The organism is Alcaligenes sp. Lyrl_28, from assembly GCF_051948705.1.
GTDB lineage: Bacteria > Pseudomonadota > Gammaproteobacteria > Burkholderiales > Burkholderiaceae_B > Alcaligenes > Alcaligenes ammonioxydans.
Genome location: NZ_JAYJLG010000004.1, coordinates 207,855 through 226,614 on the forward strand (window position 1 = coordinate 207,855; position 18,760 = coordinate 226,614).

The 18,760-nt window shown below is 57.8% G+C and carries 11 protein-coding genes, 3 pseudogenes and 1 other annotated feature; of the genes and pseudogenes, 7 read left to right on the forward strand and 7 right to left on the reverse strand.

Translation table 11 applies throughout. The annotated features are described in order from the left end of the window. Positions 1 to 23: 23 nt before the first annotated feature. Complete coding sequence (locus VF694_RS11605) at positions 24 to 929, reverse strand: DMT family transporter (protein ID WP_440164410.1); 906 nt, start codon at positions 927 to 929, stop codon at positions 24 to 26. A 92-nt stretch (positions 930 to 1,021) separates the two neighbouring features. Beyond that, positions 1,022 to 2,413 (reverse strand): PLP-dependent aminotransferase family protein, encoded by a 1,392-nt coding sequence (locus VF694_RS11610; protein WP_440164411.1) that lies wholly within the window; start codon positions 2,411 to 2,413, stop codon positions 1,022 to 1,024. 128 nt (positions 2,414 to 2,541) lie between these two features. On the opposite strand from VF694_RS11610, the gene VF694_RS11615 reads away from it, so the two are divergent. Then, complete coding sequence (locus tag VF694_RS11615) at positions 2,542 to 3,405, forward strand: DMT family transporter (RefSeq protein WP_003805493.1); 864 nt, start codon at positions 2,542 to 2,544, stop codon at positions 3,403 to 3,405. A gap of 136 nt (positions 3,406 to 3,541) precedes the next feature. Here VF694_RS11615 and VF694_RS11620 read toward each other — a convergent pair whose 3' ends face one another. Further along, a complete protein-coding gene (locus tag VF694_RS11620) occupies positions 3,542 to 5,032 on the reverse strand; it encodes a nucleobase:cation symporter-2 family protein (RefSeq protein WP_003805495.1) in 1,491 nt (496 codons plus the stop codon). A gap of 391 nt (positions 5,033 to 5,423) precedes the next feature. Between VF694_RS11620 and VF694_RS11625 the strand changes: the two are divergent. From VF694_RS11625 to VF694_RS11650, 6 genes and pseudogenes are all read left to right on the forward strand, one after another. Further along, positions 5,424 to 6,681 (forward strand): annotated as a pseudogene (locus VF694_RS11625) (IS256 family transposase). Positions 6,682 to 6,722: 41 nt separating this feature from the next. Continuing rightward, positions 6,723 to 7,889 (forward strand): annotated as a pseudogene (locus tag VF694_RS11630) (IS256 family transposase); the annotation flags it as partial. A 201-nt stretch (positions 7,890 to 8,090) separates the two neighbouring features. Then, positions 8,091 to 8,207, forward strand: a sequence feature (AL1L pseudoknot). Beyond that, positions 8,091 to 8,247: pseudogene (locus VF694_RS11635) on the forward strand (IS3 family transposase); the annotation flags it as partial. Its footprint overlaps the feature before it by 117 nt. A 660-nt stretch (positions 8,248 to 8,907) precedes the next feature. Beyond that, complete coding sequence (locus VF694_RS11640; RefSeq protein WP_440164414.1) at positions 8,908 to 12,369, forward strand: autotransporter outer membrane beta-barrel domain-containing protein; 3,462 nt, start codon at positions 8,908 to 8,910, stop codon at positions 12,367 to 12,369. Positions 12,370 to 12,562: 193 nt separating this feature from the next. Further along, the gene (locus VF694_RS11645; RefSeq protein WP_440164475.1) at positions 12,563 to 12,754 is read left to right on the forward strand and encodes an antirestriction protein; all 192 of its coding nucleotides are present in this window, start codon (positions 12,563 to 12,565) and stop codon (positions 12,752 to 12,754) included. 475 nt (positions 12,755 to 13,229) lie between these two features. Beyond that, the gene (locus VF694_RS11650; RefSeq protein WP_440164416.1) at positions 13,230 to 14,699 is read left to right on the forward strand and encodes an LTA synthase family protein; all 1,470 of its coding nucleotides are present in this window, start codon (positions 13,230 to 13,232) and stop codon (positions 14,697 to 14,699) included. 14 nt (positions 14,700 to 14,713) lie between these two features. On the opposite strand, the gene pgi is transcribed toward VF694_RS11650, so the two are convergent. From pgi to VF694_RS11670, 4 genes are all read right to left on the reverse strand, one after another. Then, positions 14,714 to 16,285: a glucose-6-phosphate isomerase gene (pgi, locus tag VF694_RS11655; RefSeq protein ID WP_440164417.1), complete on the reverse strand. Its 1,572-nt coding sequence runs from the start codon at positions 16,283 to 16,285 to the stop codon at positions 14,714 to 14,716. A gap of 89 nt (positions 16,286 to 16,374) precedes the next feature. Then, positions 16,375 to 17,385, reverse strand: coding sequence for an FAD:protein FMN transferase (locus VF694_RS11660; protein ID WP_440164418.1), 1,011 nt, complete (start codon positions 17,383 to 17,385; stop codon positions 16,375 to 16,377). A gap of 32 nt (positions 17,386 to 17,417) precedes the next feature. Beyond that, positions 17,418 to 17,933 carry a nitrous oxide reductase accessory protein NosL gene (locus tag VF694_RS11665; protein WP_131071019.1) on the reverse strand — a complete coding sequence of 172 codons (516 nt, stop codon included), beginning with the start codon at positions 17,931 to 17,933 and terminating at the stop codon, positions 17,418 to 17,420. After that, positions 17,930 to 18,760, reverse strand: coding sequence for an ABC transporter permease (locus VF694_RS11670; RefSeq protein ID WP_042485871.1), 831 nt, complete (start codon positions 18,758 to 18,760; stop codon positions 17,930 to 17,932). The genes VF694_RS11665 and VF694_RS11670 overlap by 4 nt, the downstream gene beginning before the upstream one ends.

Genomic DNA, 18,760 nt, shown 5'->3' on the forward strand with positions numbered 1-18,760 from the left:
GGGGCAAGGCGGTGGGGGCTGACTTAGACCGCCTTGCGTCTGCCAATCAGACCGGTGGCCAGCAATGTACCCAACAAGACCGTGCTCATGCCGATCAACATTTGCGCGGTCAGCGCTTCGTCCAACAGCAAGGCGCCCCAGAGCACTCCGAAAGGCGGCACCAGAAATGTGACTGTGATGGTTTTGGAGGGGCCGACGTTGGCGAGCAGACGATAGAAAATCAGGTAGGCAACGGCGGTACATAACAGGGATAGGGACAGCGCCGCGCCCCAGGCGGGCACGCCTGGTGTTTGAGCCGGCCACCAGTACATGGCGGCGGGCAGCAAAACCAGGGTGGCGCTGACCATGCTGCCAGCCGCGACCGCCTGGGGTTGGACTCCGCGCAGATAGCGCGCGGTGAAGTTGGCGGCAATGCCGTAAAACACAGTGGCCAGCAAAGACGCCAGGACAGCCCAGCCTTCGGCCCCTTTGTTAAAGCTGAGCTTGTCGTACACCAGAATCAGAATGCCTAAAAAGCCGACGCACAGGCCCAGAATGCGGCTGGGCGTCAGGCGTTCTTTGAGCCAGACCCGGGCAACCAGTGCGCCAAACAGGGGTGCCATGGCATTGAGGACCGCCAGCAGGCCCGATTCCAGCCGCAATGCCGCAAAGGCATACAGGGAAAAAGGCGCGGCGGCATTGAGGACCCCGAGCGCAAAAATGGGCTTCCAGTTCGCCAGGAACACTGGCAGGCGGCCCGTGACGGTGATATAGCTCATCAGGGCCAGGGCGCTGACACCGACGCGCACGGCGGTCAGCGGGAAAGGGCCAAAGTCGGGAACCGCCTGCAGGGTAAATAAAAATGAGCCGCCCCAGATGGCGGCCAGCAGGAATAAATCGCGTAAGTCTTTGGGGGACATGGGAATGGGATCGGTGGCGGCGGTCCGCATGGGCCGCCCAACAGAACAGATTGTAATCCCCCACCCCCGGCAGAGCATCATTGCCCGTTTCCGTGGCAAGAGGGCGAACACTGTTCAAGGGCTTAATCGGGTCGCGCTTGATCAAGCGCGTTCTTGAGCACCGTAAAAATACGCGTGTCACAGCATTGGGCAACATTAAAGCGCAAGAACTGAGCGGCATCCGCTGCTTGACTGAACACGGGGCCAGGAGCCAGGATCACGCCATGGGGCAGGCAGGCGCGAGCCAGACTCAGGGCGTCGTGGCCTTCGGGCAGACGGGCCCAGAGAAACATGCCTTCGCGCGGGCGTAGCCACGCACTGAGGCCGAGCTGCTCCAGGCGTGTCAGGGTCACGTCCATGGCCTTGGACAGCCGGTATCGAATGTGCTCAAGATGTTTACGATAGCCGCTGTCGCCCAGCGCACTGTTCAGAATATGCGAAGCCAGGCGGTTGCTGCTGAAACTGGTTGCCGTGCGCAAATCCACCAGACTTTCTATCCAGGGCGCCTGTGCGGCGATGTAGCCGCAACGCAGCGACGCCGACAGGGTTTTGGAAAAACTGCCTATTTGCACGACGCGGGACAAGCCATCCAGTGCCGCCAGACGGGTTGCAGGGCGCGTTTCCAGATCGCCGAAAATGTCGTCCTCGATAATGTAGAGGTCGGCACGCTGCGCCATGGCCAGAACACTGTGCGCTGTAGCGGCCGAAAGCCGTGCTCCGGTCGGGTTGTGGATCCCCGAATTACTGATGTAGAGGCGGGGCTTGTGCTGTTGAAGTGCCGCTTCAAAAGCGGTCAGATCCGGCCCCTGGTGGGTGTAGGGCACACTGACGACGTTGGCCCTGTGCGCCCGTAGCAAAGCGTGAAAATTGAAGTAGCAAGGGTCGTCCACCAGCACGGTATCGCCTGCTTCCAGAAGAAATCGGCAAATCAGGTCAATAGCCTGAGTGCCTGAATCGGTCAGCATGATTTGATGCGGCCCAACTTCAATATCAGATTGCACAAGACGGCGGGCCAGTCGTTGTCGCAGAGACTCCAGACCGAGGGGTGAGCCATAGTCCGTCAGGTCCTGGCTGGCACTGCGTGCTGCTTTGCGCAGCCCCCGTCGCACGCCTTGTTCATACATCCAGTCCGAGGGCAGCCAGCCACAGCCGGGCATGAGTGCATCGTCGTCGGCCTCCAGAGACTGACGAGAGATCCACAAAGGGTCTATATCCCTGTCCAGTGCAGGTTCCAGGGCCGTCAGGCTCAGGGGGGCCAAAGGGGCCGTCACATAAAAGCCGGAGCCGGGCCGGGCTTCGATCAGCCCTTCTGCCGCCAGCCGGCCGTACGCCTCCACAATCGTAGAGACCGAGACGCCGGATGAACGGGCGTGTGCCCGCACAGAAGGCAGGCGTGTGCCCGGCGGATAGGTCCGTGCGGCGATGCGTTCACGCACGGATTGCATGAGGTGGTCGATACGGGTCAAGGCAGGCATGAGGCAGGGTTAGGCACGGTGTATGGGGATAAAGGCCAATACAGTTTTTTAAAACTGTACTGGACTGTGCCTGGGTATCCTGGCATAGCTGTGTTGTACTGACAAGCTTCTTTGGGGGAGAAAAAGCGATGGATAGCAAGGCGGTCAGCTGGCTGAATGGTTTTATGGGGGTAGCGATTTTTGCTGGTTCTTTACCGGCTACACGGGTCGCTGTGCTGGGTATGGACCCATTTTTCCTGACGGGTGCGCGAGCCGTCGTGGCTGCGTTGCTGGCCAGCGTCTGGTTGCTGCTGGGGCGCGTGGCACGGCCACAGCGATCGGATCTGTTGTCCCTGGCCGTGGTCGGTTTTGGTGTCGTGCTGGGATTCCCCTTGTTGACCGCGCTGGCCCTGCAGTACATCACTTCGGCGCATTCTATTGTGTATGTCGCCTTGTTGCCTTTGTGCACTGCGCTCTTTGGGGTGGTCTTGGCCGGTGAACGGCATAAACCCGTGTTCTGGTTATGCTCTGTTTTGGGCTGCCTGCTGGTGATGAGCTATGCCGCGCAGCAAGGGCTGGAAGCGGCCTGGCAAGGCGATCTGTATATGCTGGCAGCGGTGGTGGTCTGTGGCATGGGCTACGCCGAAGGTGGGCGTCTGTCGCGCCGCCTGGGAGGCTGGCAAGTAATTTGCTGGGCGTTGGTGCTGTCCTTGCCCTTGATGTTCCTCATGATGATCTGGTTCTGGCCCGCCAGCTTTGACACGGTCACCCTCTCGGCCTGGCTGGGGTTTGGCTACGTGTCGGTCTTCAGTATGTTTTTGGGCTTTGTGTTCTGGTATCGAGGACTGGCGCAGGGGGGCATCGCGGCAGTCGGACAGTTGCAGTTGCTGCAACCTTTTATGGGCTTGGCATTGGCTGCGGTCCTGCTGGGCGAGGCCGTCAATGCCAGCATGATCTGGGTCACGATGGGGGCCGCCTTGTGTGTGGCGGGTGCGCGGCGTTTTGCTTCCTGAGACAAGCGCTGTTCGCCGTATGGCCCGTTTGGCCTTGAGCGGTGGCCCCCAGACCCAGGGCACCTGTGTCGATCAAACCGGCCTGTTTTTCATCATGACAACAAACAGGCCGGTTTTCAATCATGCCGGGCGTTAACTACGCTTCGGCGTGTTTGGCGGCTTCTACCGCTGCGTGGGTGTCTTCTTTGGCGCCATTAAAGAACAGGTTTAGTAAAACGGCGGCCATCGAGGTCAGCAAAATACCCGATTCGATCAGCGGATGGATGGCGTGGGGCATCCACTGCATGTAATTGGGCGCCACCAGCGGGATCATGCCCACGCCAATCGAGATGGCGACAATCATGGAGTTGTTGCGGTTGGTCTTGTAGTCCACGCCGGACAGAATACGGATGCCGGTGGCGGTGACCATACCGAACATCACAATGCCGGCACCGCCCAGAACCACGGTAGGCAAGGATTCCACCAGGGCGGCCATCTTGGGCAGCAGGCCCAGAATAATCAGAATCACGCCGCCTGCCACGCACACAAAGCGACTGCGCACACCCGTTACGGCGACCAGACCCACGTTCTGCGAGAAGCTGGAGTAGGGGAAGGTATTGAAGATACCGCCCAGCAAGGTGCCCAGACCATCGGTACGCAGACCACGCGCCAGATCCTTCTGATCCACCTTCTTGCCCGTCATGTCGCTCAGCGCCAGGAACATGCCGGTCGATTCAATCAGCACCACAATCATGACCAGGGTCATGGTCGCAATGTGCAAAATGTTGAACTTGGGCATGCCAAAGTGAAACGGCAGAACCAGATCAACCCAGGCCGCGTTGGCCACTTTTTCGTAAGTCATGATGCCCATGGCCGAGGCCACAACCGCGCCAATGACAATACCCAGCAAGACAGCCACGTTAGCCAGAAAGCCTTTTGCGAATTTGGCAATCAACAGAATCGATGTGAGTACGATGGCCGCAATGCCCAGACCTGTCAGGTTGGCGTAACGGGGGTTGGGAACGGTGGCTTTCAAGGCCAGTCCTTCCGGGGGCGGTGGCAGGGCGGAGCCGGGCATGGCGGCAGCGGATTGGGCGTGCTGTATCCAGGCCAGATGGTCGGGGTTGATGACGCTGGGTGCAGTCGGGCCGACAGGATTGCCGAAAATCCAGTTGATGCCCACACGCATCAGCGTAATGCCGATCATGGCAATAATCGTGCCAGTGACCACCGGCGGGAAAAAACGCAGCATCCGGCTCACGGCAGGGGCAATGATCATGGTGATGATCCCGGCCCCGATGACGGTGCCAAACAGCATTTGAGCGCCCTCATGACCGGGGTTGGACTGGGCCATGGACACCATGGGACCCACGGCAGCGAAGGTAACGCCCATCATGACAGGCAGCTTGATGCCAAAGTACTGCGTAAAACCCATCGATTGAATGATGGATACGATGCCGCAGACAAACAGGTCTGCGGCGATCAGGATAGATACTTCTTCAGACGACAGATTTAAAGCCCGGCCCACAATTAGTGGAACCGCGACGGCACCGGCGTACATTACCAAAACGTGCTGCAGGCCCAATGCAGCCAGCCTGCCATTCGGTAATCGTTCGTCGACGGGTGCGGTGGTCGCGTTCGTACCCATGAGATGTCTCCAGAGTGGATTAATTATTAGATGTAGCCATCTCAATGTAACGGCGTGCGACAGGCGCGCCATAAGACAATTCGTATAGCGCCTAGGCGAACCAGCCTATAGATGAGGGATAACCCCGAAAAAAAACGCCCTGATTCAGGCGTTTTTGTACAGGCTAAGGGAAAACACTGCTTTGGTCACATATTGTCAGGCGTAAGCCCGCAATCCTTGTTGCGCGGCCATGGTAAAGGTATTGCACCCGTCACGAGGCGGTCGAGTTTGTATCAAAAATGAGTACATTGGATACGACTGGTTGGTTTTATCTGGTCTGAGCCGTTGTTCTACAGGGGCCTATCCGTGATTTTGTGTGCGGGGCATATCATAAGGACTAAAGACCATGGAGATGCCGATGAAAAAGAGACGTACAGCCGCCGCTCAGGCAGCAGCCCGTGGGCCACTGCCTGACGTGCCGGCCGAGTTGCTGGACCATTTAATCAAGGGACCGATGACGCCCGGCGAGGTTCAAGACCTGTTTCTGTCGTTCCAGAAGGCGGTGATTGAGCGCACGATGGCCGCAGAGATGAATCTGCATCTGGGATATCGGCCAGGCGAGGATAAGCCTGAAGGCCAGGCCAACGAGCGCAACGGTGCCAGCGGCAAGACGGTACTGACCGAGCATGGCCCGGTGCGGGTGGCGTTACCCCGCGACCGGGACGGCTCCTTCGCCCCGATCCTGATCCCCAAGCACGAGCGGCGCTTCACCGGGTTCGATGACCGGATCATCGCGATGTACGCCCGGGGCATGAGCGTGCGCGAGATACAGGCGTTCCTGGCCGAGAGTTACAACACCGAGGTCTCGCCAGACTTCATCAGCTCGGTCACCGACGAGATTATGGCTGAGACCATCGCCTGGCAGAACCGGCCATTGGAGGTGATGTACCCGGTCGTCTTCTTCGACGCGCTGCGGGTCAAGATCCGCGACGACGGCGGGGTCAGCAACAAGGCGGTGTACCTGGCCCTGGGCGTGCAGGCCGACGGCCAGCGCGACGTGCTGGGCTTGTGGGTCGAGCAGACCGAGGGGGCCAAGTTCTGGCTCAAGGTCTTCAACGAGCTCAAGACCCGTGGGTGCCAGGACATCCTGATCGCCGTGGGTGACGGCTTGAAGGGCCTGGCTGACGCCATTGGCACGGCCTTCCCGCGCACGACGGTGGAGACCTGCATCGTGCATCTGATCCGCAACAGCCTAGATTACGCGGGCTGGAAGGACCGCAAGGCGGTGGCCGCCGTGCTGCGCCCGATCAACAGGCCGCCGTGCAGGCGTTACAGGCGTTTGCCGATGGACCGTGGGTGGTAAAGTATCCGATGATCGTCGCTGCCTGGCAGCGAGCCTGGGAGAACGTCACGCCGTTCTTCGTCTTCCCGCCCGATATCAGGCGCGTGATCTACACGACCAACGCCATCGAGAGTTTTTGAACATGCAATTGCGTAAAATCATTAAGACTCGAGGGCACCTCCCCACCGACGAGGCCGCCATTAAGCTTCTATGGCTGGCGCTACGCAACGTGCTGGCCAAGTCCGTCAGAGCAACCTTCGACTGGAAAGCCGCCATGAACCAGTTTGCTATCATGTTCGGCGAACGGTTTACGGCGGCGCGGGGATAACAACTTTTAAAACGCCTCGCCCACAGAAATACGGACAGGCTCCAGCCGAAGCGATCAATGCGGCGACGCTGGCCTTGAAGAAGGCCTTGATTGAACGAGCGCTGGCTGGTGAACTCAGTCACCACCTGGGCTATTCGCCTGGCGCAGCCAAGCCCGCAGCGCTCAGCAACCAGCGCAACGGCAAGGGAGCCAAGACGCTGCTGACCGAGGACGGTCCGATCCGCATCGAGGTTCCCCGTGACCGGGACGGTAGTTTCGAGCCCATCCTGATTCCCAAGCACGAGCGGCGTTTCACGGGCTTTGACGACAAGATCATTGCCATGTACGCCCGTGGGATGACGGTGCGCGAGATCCAGGGGTTCGTGCTGGAGCAGTACGGCACCGAGGTCTCACCCGAGTTCATCAGCTCGGTCACCGACGAGGTCATGACTGAGGTGACGGCCTGGCAAGCCCGGCCGCTGGAGGTCATGTACCCGGTCGTGTTCTTCGATGCCCTGCGGGTCAAGATCCGTGAGGATGCGGTGGTGCGCAACAAGGCGGTCTACCTGGCCTTGGGCGTACAAGCTGACGGGACGCGCGACATCCTGGGGCTGTGGATCGAGAGCACCGAGGGTGCCAAGTTCTGGATGCGTGTGTTCAATGACCTGAAGACCCGCGGCGTCAATGACATCCTGATCGCTGTCACCGACGGCCTCAAGGGCATGCCCGAGGCGCTGGCCGCCGTCTTCCCGGCCACGACACTGCAAACCTGCATCGTCCACCTGATTCGCAACAGCCTGGATTACGCCGGCTGGAAGGATCGTAAACCACTAGCCGCAGCTATCCGTCCGATCTATACCGCACCCAGCGCGGAGGCGGCCTTGGCCGAACTGGAAGCGTTTGCTCAAGGTCCTTGGGGACAAAAGTTCCCAACGGTCACTGCCGCCTGGCGTCACGCCTGGGACCGAGTTATTCCTTTTTTTGCCTTGCCGCCAGCGGTGCGAAAGGTTATTTACACGACCAATGCCATTGAGAACGTCAACGCACAATTGCGTAAGATCATCAAGACACGCGGCCACTTCCCGAGTGACGAGGCGGCTACCAAGCTGATCTGGCAGGCACTACGTAATATCACCGCCAAATGGAGTCGCTCCGGCCACGATTGGAAGACAGCCATGAACCAATTCGCTATCCTTTATGAAGAACGATTCATCCGGCCTACCGCCTGATGTTCAACTCGCCTTGAACACGGAATTAATGACACCCCCCTTCGGCTGTCATCGGGCCATTGCCGAACTGTTCAAGCAGTTCAGCTGGGATAACCGGCAATACCGGCGGTGGGGTCTTCGTCTTGCGGGGCATAATCACTCCTTGAGTGCATGTTATGCCTTAAACACGAAATCTCTGACAAGCCCCTTGAAGTCGACCAGTGCTTTTTTCGCCCAGGCGGCGCTCGACCGCGAACTGAAGAAGTAAACGCCTATATCGACCGGTACCGGGACGTCTACGGGGTCGAGCCGATCTGCAAGGTGTTGCAGGTTGCCCTATCGGCGTCATGCCGCCCGCCAACGATGCCCGTCAAGGCAGGCGTTCGGGCCTTCAGTTCGCGCGCTCCAAAGAGCTCATCTAACCGCGCTTGCTGTTCGCCATGCTTTGACGTGCTCTGTTGGCTTTATTTCGTTAGGCTCAGTTCAGCCAACGTCTACAGCTAGCTGCCGATCTTCAATGCGATAGACGACGGCTACCGACAGTGAAACGTAGTCGCTCAGATGTGCCCGCGCCCAAGACGTTAGATGCTCGCGCAATTTGAGGGACAACCTGTGCGCGTCGTTTCGGTTGTAGGTGCCGTTCATTGGGCTTTGTTTCTTATACTCACCCGGGGCAATGTAGCCAAGTTCGAATTGTCGGCTGGCGATCGTATGTCGGTATTTCAACGATCAACGGGTTTGACGCGCGAACATTTTGTCCAGCCTGGCCTGTGGCGACAATTCTCAGCCGTCCTCTCTATGAGCGGCCACGTTGGGCTGGATTTTTGAGAAAGTCAAAAGTTTAAATAATGTAAAGACGACCTTGTCTTCAGGCAAATTTTACAGACCTGCGGTGCAATTGTCCACTATATTATTAGGGTTGACCCTATATCAACGGAGCCGAGGCTACGAAGGCCTAGCGATGTTAGAGCTATGTTTCAATAAATAGTTAGAGTCTAAAAAGGGGTCTTAATTAATGGTTTTTATCTGAGGAGTCCGTATGAAGTCTCTGCCCACAGGAACCCATCATAAGCGATTAACAATTGCATGTCTACTAGCGATGTCGCCACTAGGCTCATACGCGCAAGGCCTATCGGTCACGGACGGTACTTTGCATGTCCTTGCGCCGGATACGCATATTGATACAAGTGGTGTCGGTACCGCGGGTATCGGCGTTCTCGTACGAAACTCAGGGTCTGCGGTCGATGGCTCTGGGCTCACAATCACTACTAGTGGGCAGGGGGCCGCTGGTGTAAAGCTGGAAACCGGCGGCAAGATAAGAATCACCGGTGGGTCAATTCAAACTACCACGAATTTGGGTACTAGTAGCTCTGCTGCCTACGGCGTCTGGGTGACGGGGAAAGGGTTGGCTGACTTGCGTGAAACTTCGGTAACTACTTCAGGAGATTTTGCGTACGGGCTTTACGCGTTTACAGCTCCGGCGCAAGACCAAACGGGAATAATCGCGCAAAATGTTAACGTAAAGACCTTGGGCAATTCCGCACATGGGGCGGTCGCGGCGTCGAACGGCGCGATGGAATTGACAGGGGTTAACATCTCCACCGGAGGTAGCGGTGCTCGCGGTGTGAGTGCTCAGCGCGGCATCATTAAAATGACCGACAGCAATGTAATTACGACGGGTCAAAACGCACCAGGCATGATGGCAGTGGGTGATGGTTCGGGAGTGGGGTCCCAGGTCTCGCTCGAAAACACTACGATCAAAACGCAGGGATCCCAATCACGGGGAGTGGTAGTCGACACTGCAAGTACGTTTAGTATGAAGGGCGGGAGCATTGAAACCACTGCTCTTGACGGCACTGCATCGTTGTCTGCTTACGGTACGTGGGTCACCGGCGGTAGCCTGGCCCAATTCGAATCTGCTGTTGTGAAGACTCAAGGCGTCAGTGCTTACGGTATCTTCTCCACCTATGCGCCTACGGTATCGGATAAAAGCATAAGCGCGAACCAAACTTCCGTTGAAACATCCGGAACTAATGCCCATGGGCTCTTTGCGCATCTAAAAAGTATTATTAGTTTTGATGGTGGTACTCTAGAAACCAGTGGTGACAATGCCGTTGGCGCACGTGCGGAAGCGGGGGGGGGGCTGTCCATTAAGGACAGTGAGATCCGCACATCGGGATTCAACGCTGCGGGTTTGATGGCCACTGCAAATGCGACGGGCGTAAAAGCCAATGCTACGGCGGATGGGGTACACATTCTTACTCAGGGCGTGAACTCGGATGGTGTCGTTGCGTTTCAGCAAGGTTCCACCGTGGCGTTAACCGGCGGAATGATTGAAACGCGCGGTGATAAATCCTATGGCTTGTCGGCGGAAGCTACAGGCGTGGTAAATACGATGGGTACTAAAGTCTCGACGTCGGGAAATACTGCGTATGGTGCACGCGCCTTCTTCACGGCCGAGATCAATGTAAATGATTCCGTAATTGAAACACATGGTGCAGGTTCAAGTGGGCTGTATTCAAACGGATCCAGTACCATTAATGCGAATTCCTCTCTTGTTTCCACTGGCGGAGCGGGATCGGCAGGCGTGGAGCTGTTGTCTAAGGGGACTGTCATACTTGATCATTCGACTGTGGAAACATCGGGTGCGGGTTCTCATGGCATTCTAGGAAGGTTTTCTGCCTCGGGGGATTCAAATACTTTTCGTATGACGGACAGTGCCGTTCGTGCTACCGGTAGCGCCATGAAAGTTGCCGCGGGTTCGTTAGAAGCGTTTTTAACGCGGTCTAGTCTCGTCGGTGTGAATGGTGTCGCGATAGACGCTCAAGGGCATCTGGATTTGGTCGCTCAAGATCAATCGTATATTTCTGGTGCGGCAGTGAAGGATCCGGCGAATGGGGTATCAAGGTTGACGCTTAGCGATGGTAGCCGCTGGGATATGACGGGCGATTCCTCGCTGACCTCGCTCAACAATCTCGCGAGTCACGTTGCGTTTTCTGCGCCAGTCGACGGTGCTGCTGCTACGCAATACAAGGAGTTGAGAGTTGGTAGTTATGTTGGGGCGGGAGGCTCAATCGCGTTGAATACTTGGTTGGCCGGAAGTGAATCTGCCTCTGATAAGCTAATTATCGACGGCGGGCGTGCAAGCGGTAGCACTTCATTAACTGTCACGAACTCAGGTGGCGGTGGGGCGCTCACTTCTGGAGACGGCATCCAGGTCGTGGAGGTGGTGAATGGTGGCTCCACCGAGTCTGGGGCATTTTCCTTGGCGGGTCGTGTTGCAGCAGGTGCTTATGAGTACAGGCTGTACAGAGGAGGTAGCGTGGACAAGGATTCATGGTACTTGCGCTCTGCTAGTGTCGAAAAGCCAGTAGATCCAGATCGCCCGGTGAGTCCCGAAAAACCAGTAGATCCAGATCGCCCGGTGAGTCCCGAAAAACCAGTGGATCCAGATCGCCCGGTGAGTCCCGAAAAACCAGTGGATCCAGATCGCCCGGTGAGTCCCGAAAAACCAGGGAGACCTGAGTATCGCGTGGAAGTACCACTGAATATGGCGATTCCTTCGATTGCCAACAAGTTTGGTGTGGCCATGTTGGGCACCTATCATGATCGCAACGGCGAAGATTACGCTTCGCGGCAATTTGAAGATCGCAACGCAAGTTGGAGCCGTGTGATCGGTGAAATAGGCAAATCCGGTAAGAGCGGATACGACTCGTTTGCAGTTCAGGGGCCGGCCTTTACGTATGATGTGGCCGGCGTCCAGGTTGGGCAGGACCTTTACCGGACTCAAAATTCCGCTGGTACTAGAGACATTGCGGGCATCTATTTTGGCGCAGCAACGATTTCTGCAGATGTGAAAGGAGCGGAAGCTGGAAAAGCAGGTCGGTCATCAATGAATGGCTTCTCGCTTGGTGGTTACTGGACGCGCAAGGGCCAAGGTGGTGAGTACGTTGATGGTGTACTGCAGGGCACGTATTACCATGACGTAAAAGCCAACTCGACGGGGGGGGAGCGCTCGACAACTACGGGATATGGAGCGGTTGCATCTATCGAGGTGGGATATCCCATAGCACTGGGAGCGCGCTGGTCACTTGAACCACAGGCTCAATTTCTTTATCAGCATATCTCTTTAAACGACACGAGCGACAACTATGGTCGAATCCAGTTTGGTGATACGAACGCTGGTTACGCCCGCGCCGGTGCGAGGCTGGTTTATGGGGTCAATGACCGAAGCGATGAGCAAGTTACATATTGGGCGCGTGCAAATCTTTGGCAAAAAATAGGTGCCGACAGCCGAACTACGTTTACCAGCTTGGATGGAAAAAACCCAGTTTCTATGAATACGGAGTTGGGCAACACATGGGCTCAAATTGGCTTAGGAGTGTCTGGTAAGTTGTCGAAGCGGATTAGTGTATTCGCTTCTGGCGATTACAATCGTTCCTTGGATAGTCTTGGCGGTCACGGCGTAACTGGTCGTCTGGGTGTCAGGGTGTTGTGGTAGGTCTATATCGACCATAATCTCTCCGTTCTTTCTAACCTTGCTCACGGGCGGTCGAGGGAGTGTAGGAATGAAGCACGAACGAAGCTGGTGGAACGCTGTGTAGTTACTTTTGCGGGCGGTGGGCTGGTAGTTGGTCACTCAATGTTTACTTGATAGCTGGTTTCCGTACCCCGCTTGCTAAGAGACGCTTCGCATTGCCTGGCCGATGAGTTGTAGCGATCGGTCCGTGTTGGTAGACGGCACCGGCATCGTGGCGATGCTGTACGCCCTCTGCGAACTGTTCAGCCAATACCGTAGCGACGACCTGGCCAAGACGTATCACGCCCTGCGCGATTTCACCGGCGAGTACGCCGAGGAAAACGCCTTCTTCGCGGTGATCGATTGACGCCATCCCGGCCCGCCTCGGCGGGCCATTTTCTTCTGCGGTGCTGAATGATCAACGGTCGCAGCCCTCCTAAGTGGCGCTGCAGGGGAACAGTTTCGCTTCGAAAGAAGACCAGGGAAGGCGGGAAGGGGGGGCGGGTCTGTTGTCCCGGTCAGAATGCCACGTCGTTCTCGCGTTCAAGTGCGGCGCGTTACCGACTTTGCCGGCACCGTTGGCGGTCGACGGCCGTCTTCGACACTTGAGTAACTGTGTTCGATGTCAAGCGTAAAGAGTGTTGTCACGGGCTGCCTCATCCGCAGATAGTGCCAACCGACGACAAAGCCTGCAATCGGCAACAACCAGCTCAGCTAAGGGTTTGCTTCGCGAGTGTAGGTATCCCGGCACACCCTGTTCGAGATCTAGGCATGCACAAGGAGTACAACCACTGCAATCCTGGCTGCGTTGTCGGGGCTGGCTCTGACAGTGGGGCTGGAGCGTGGCAGCCCGCTTGCGTCGTCTTGCAGCGGCCTGGGCTTTGCATATTGGTTTGTATGGCCTGGCGTATGTCGTGCTGGTCTTTGTGCTGGGGCGGCCTATTTTTGCCACGGCCTTGCTGTGCGCGTTTTTCCTGCTGCTGGTTGTGGTAAGCAATGCCAAGTTCAAGGCGTTGCGTGAAGCCTTTGTGTTTCAGGATTATGAGTATTTCACGGATGCGATGCGTCACCCCCGGCTCTATATTCCTTTTCTGGGATGGGGCAAATTCTTTCTGGCGGCGGCGGGTTTTATTGCTGCTTTGATCATTGGCCTGTGGCTGGAGGCTGTGCCTGATGTGCGAGCGGCCTGGACGGCGCAGTGGGGTGCCTTGGCCGTGTTGGCTGTGCTGAGTCTGGGTTTGCTGTTGTGGGGAGACAGGGCGAGATTGATGGTGCAGATTGCGCCCGAGCAGGACGTGCAGGCCTTGGGGCTGTTAGCCAGCTTCTGGCGCTACTGGCAGCAAGGGCGGGAGCATCCACGCTTGTCTTCCCCTTTTGAACGTTCCGCTTCGTCGACTACGTCTGCCCTGACCCGGTCTGATTCTCTGGCGGATCTCCCCCATCTTGTCTCTGTGCAAAGTGAGTCTTTTTTTGATGCCCGGCGCCTTTCTGACGGGATTCGGCCAGATATTCTGGCAGAGTTTGACCGGTTCAAAGCCGAAGCACTGGCCAGCGGATATTTGCAGGTGCCCGCCTGGGGCGCCAATACCGTGCGTTCTGAGTTTTCCTTTTTAAGCGGTATTGAAAACAGGGCCTTGGGCGTACACCGCTTCAATCCCTATCGGGCCGTCTGTGCTGGCTGGTCGGTGGCAACCTTGGCATCCTGGTTAAAGCAGCAAGGCTACCGCACGATTTGCATTCATCCTTACCCCGCCAGTTTTTATCAACGCCATCGCGTCTTTCCGCTGTTTGGTTTTGACGAGTTTCTGGACATCAAGGCTTTTGCCGATGTGCAGCGCACAGGCCCTTACATCGGCGATCTGGCGGTCGCTGATAAAGTCGCGGCGGTTTTGGAGCAGGCCCAGGGGCCGGTATTCATCCACGTGATTACGATGGAAAATCATGGGCCTTTGCATCTGGAAAAGGTCGCGGCGGGCGATATCGAGGCCTTGTACCATCAAGCTCCCCCGCAAGGCTGCGAGGATCTGACCATTTATTTGCGGCATCTTCGCAATGCCGATGCCATGCTTGGGCGTTTGCGCACTGCCCTGAGCGCCTCCCCGCGGCCCACCAGTCTATGTTGGTATGGCGATCACGTTCCCATCATGCCCTCGGTCTACGCGGCCTTGGGCACGCCTTGCGGGGACGTGGACTACTTTATCTGGAACTCTGCGCAGGACCAGATCCGAATGCCGCACCGGGATACGGCAATTCATGATCTGGCGCGGGAATGGATGTGTCTGAGTGGGGTAATGTTCAAGCAGACGCCGTGAGCACCTGCTTGGAGTCAACGTTTGAAAACGTCTATCCAATGCCGGGTAGACGCATCATGGGTGGCAGAGATCTCTTTTTCTCCAGACAGCTCCTGCAAAATCCCATTGGCCAATACTTTGCCGTATTCCACGCCCCACTGATCGAAGGGATTGATACCCCAGATCAGGGCCTGCACGAAAATCTTGTGTTCGTACAAGGCCAGCAAGGCGCCCAGTGAGAACGGGTTCAGACGTGGCAGCACGATCAGCGTGTTGGGGCGTCCGCCCGAGTGGACACGGTGGTGGGCAAGCTCGGCGGCCTGTTCGCCCAGGCCCTGCTGCTCGCATTCGGCCAGGGCCTGTTCGTAGGTTTTGCCGCGCATCAGCGCCTCGCGCTGGGCCAGACAATTGGCCAACAACAGATGATGGTGCTCGGCCTGATGGTGATCCGCCTGCTGGCACACAATAAAGTCAACGGGAGCGCCGTCGCTGCCCTGGTGCAGCCACTGGTAAAAGGTGTGCTGCGCGTCGGTTCCTGCCAGACCCCAGACGGCTGCGCCCGTGGCGACGCCTACGGGCTCTCCGCCGGTGGTGACGGATTTGCCCAGGGACTCCATATCCAATTGCTGGATGTAGGGGACCAGATTGCCAAGGCGAAAATCGTAGGGCGAAATATTCAGTGAGCCATAGCCCAGTACACTGCGATTGACCACCCCCGCCAGAGCCATTTGCACGGGCACGTTGGAGGCAATGGGGGCTTCCTGGAAATGTTGATCCATGGCAGCCGCGCCTGACAGCATCCCGGCCACCACATCACTGCTGACGGCCAGGGCAGTGGTCAGACTGACGGCAGACCAGAGTGAAAAGCGCCCACCGACCCAATCCCAGAACTGAAAGATTTGTTTTTGCGGCACGCCCCAGCGTGCGGCGGTGTCCGGACGGGCGGTAACGGCCACAATCTGCTCATAGGGGTTGGCGACGCCGGCAGCCTGCAGCCATTCCAGGGCGCGTTGCCCGTTTTTCAAGGTCTCTGTGGTGGTGAAGGATTTGGAGGCAATGACAATCAGGGTGTCATGCGGGTCCATGCCCGATAGGGCATGTTCTAGCGCATGGCCATCGATATTGGCCAGAAAGCGCACATTGCGCCAGCTGTGACGATAGCCAAAGGCAGCCAAGGACAGCCGCACGCCCCAGTCGCTGCCGCCAATGCCGATATGGATGATGTTGCGCCAGCGGCGCTCGGAGTCAGCGACACGCACGAATTCGTTCATGCGTTCACGTTCCTTGGCCACGTCTGCGATGGGGGCAGGGGCGCGTAGGGCGCTATGCCAGGCGGCGCGCTGCTCGGTATTGTTGACGATGCCACCGCTCAGCAATTGTGTGCGAGCCTGATCGAAATGGCGGGCGGCCAGTAGTGCGGCTCCGGCCGCCTGTAGTTCTGGCGAGTGCCGTTGCCCACTCAAGTCCACTTGCAGGCCCGCTGCCTTCAGGCAGTGCAGGTCCAGTGCGTAGCGATCGGATTGACGCGCCGCCTCACAAAACCCGGTCCATTCTGGCAGACTGGGCAAAGGGGCAGCAGAGGGAAGGCTTGGACAGTTCACGGACATGGGGATTAGGCCTGCGGTAGACGAAACCGCCATTGTACGAGGCTTTGTCGGGCTTGAGCGCCCCCTGGTAAGCGGGTTTGACGGGGTGTTTACGAATGGATCGGCATCAGATGTTTGCCATCATAGGGTAGGACCCATGCCTGCAAACCGGGGTCGCTGGCCAGAACCCGCGCAATCGCTGGGGGCGACATCCATGAGAACGCCGTGGACAAGGCATCGGCAATGGTGGCGTTGCCCGCCACGACCGAGACACTGCGATACAAGGGTCGAGCCTGTCCATTGGCCGGGTTGAACAGATGAGTGACAGAGCCATCATGGCTCAGTGCGGTTCCCGCGCCCGACGAAGTGCTGACGGCCTGATTGCGTACGTCCAGATTCAAGAGGCGGGTTGGCTCTGCCGGGTCCCCTGTCAGACCAACCCGCCAGGGACGATTGCCCGGAGCCAGGCCGACGCTGCGTATCTCTCCCATGTCGATCAGGGCGTGTTCCAGCCCTGCCTGTTTGAGCTGCTCGGTGATGCGGTCGGTAATATAGCCTTGGGCAATACCGTTCAGGGTTAAGGCCATGCCTGGCCGCTGCAGCCAGATGGAGTCCTCCTGAATAAGTATGGCCTGGTGGCCGACTTGTTGCAGTGTCTGACTGATCTGGGCTGCGTCTGGGACAGCCGCCTGATTGCCCTTGCCTTGGGCCGCTTGGCTATACAGTTCCCAGAGTACTTGCACCGTCGGGTCAAAAGCCCCGTCGGTCAGCGCGCTAAGTCGTTGTGATTCCTGTAGCAGACGCGTCAGATCACCGGGGGCTTGCTTCAGATAGCCGTCGCGGTTCAGGCGTCGCAAGGCGCTGTCTTCCTGATACAGGCTGAATATTCGCTCCAGTCGTCGCACTTCGGACAAGGCTTGATCGATCAAGGTCTGTGCAAAAACCGGGTCGGGGTGGTGGATATGCAGTTGTGCGTCCGCACCCAAAGCCACACCTTGCCAGGAGCTGAGCGGGGTAGGGACCGCTTGCATCGCTTTGACGGCCCAGGGCACGCAAGTCAGTGCGCTGGTCGCGGCCACGATACCGATAAAACGACGACGGGAAACTGGAGTAGAAGTCATGGCAAATACCTGGGATCAGGAAGATAAGCGTTTCAAGGCAGCGCGACCGCACCGAAGATGTAGTTCTCCGGCATGTCGGCAAAGCGAACCAATTGGCCGCCATGTTGTTGCTGGAAGTCCTTGGCGGCCTGCTCCTGGCTAAAGGGCAGGGCATCGATGGTGCCCATGCCGCCGGTATAGCGGCTGTAGATAAGATACCAGGCATCTTGTGCCGGTATCCAGGCTTGTTCGGGGAACTGACCGTCCTGATCGCGCTGGGCCATGTCTTGGACATAAGTAGCGGCGATGGCTTTGGATTCTTCAGGCAGCATGGTGTAGGCAAAGACCTCGCGTATGGTGGTGAACCAGAGCGGCGCTTCGCGTTCGCGCAGAAGAATTTGCCCTTTGGGGCCTTGGTGCTCGAACAGGTACATGCCGCAATAGTGGCCTACGGCGGTGTGGGGGATCTGGACGACGGGCGGCGGTGGGGCCTGTATAGGCTCAGGCTGGCCACAAGCGGCCAGTATCAGTCCCAGGCACAGCAACAGAAAAGTGCGCAGTTTTTTCATAATGCTTTTCTTTTGAATACCAGGCTTGCCAGACCAAAAGGCACAGCGATCCATAGCAGCAGAACGCCCATCAGCACGCTGGCGGGCAGGCGAGCCTGTTCACTTAAACCGGCCATGCCGGCAAACATGGCGACATTCTCATAGCCGGTCAGATTTAGCAGGCGGTACACGTCGGTGGGGTTGAACAGCAGAATGATGTTCAGCCAGGACGCGGTGATCATGGCGCCTTGATCGGCAACCAGAATGCCTAGCAGAGCCATGTCATAAATCACCACGAAGAACAGCCAGATACCGATGGCCAGACCTGCTGCCGTTGCACGTTCTCTGACCAGGGTGCTGATGAAATAGCCCATGGACAGGAAACTGGCGCCGAGCAGAACGCTGGCCCCCATCATGGCCAGAAAGGGCGTCCAGACGCTGAAGTCCAGGCCTCCATGCGCCACTTGCAAGGTGATGCCTGCCAGGCCGTAGCCCACCACCGTGGACAGGCTCAGGATCAGGGCATGGCCCAGGAATTTACCGACCAGAACCTGCCAGCGATGGACGGGGTAGCTCAGCAGCAAGGACATGGTGCCGCGCTCGATCTCGCCCACAATGGCGTCGTAGGACAGCAGCATGGCGATCAGCGGGATCAAAAAAATAGACAGGCTGGACAGGCTGACAACCGTGACTGTCAACGGATCTACCTTGACGCTGCCCGTGGGGGCGCTGCCCAGAAAGCCCAGAGACAAAGCCAGTGCGGCCAGCAAGAGGGTGACCGCCAGTACCCAACGATTGCGCAGTCCGTCGCGCACTTCCTTTTGGATGATGATCAGGACAGGGTTCAT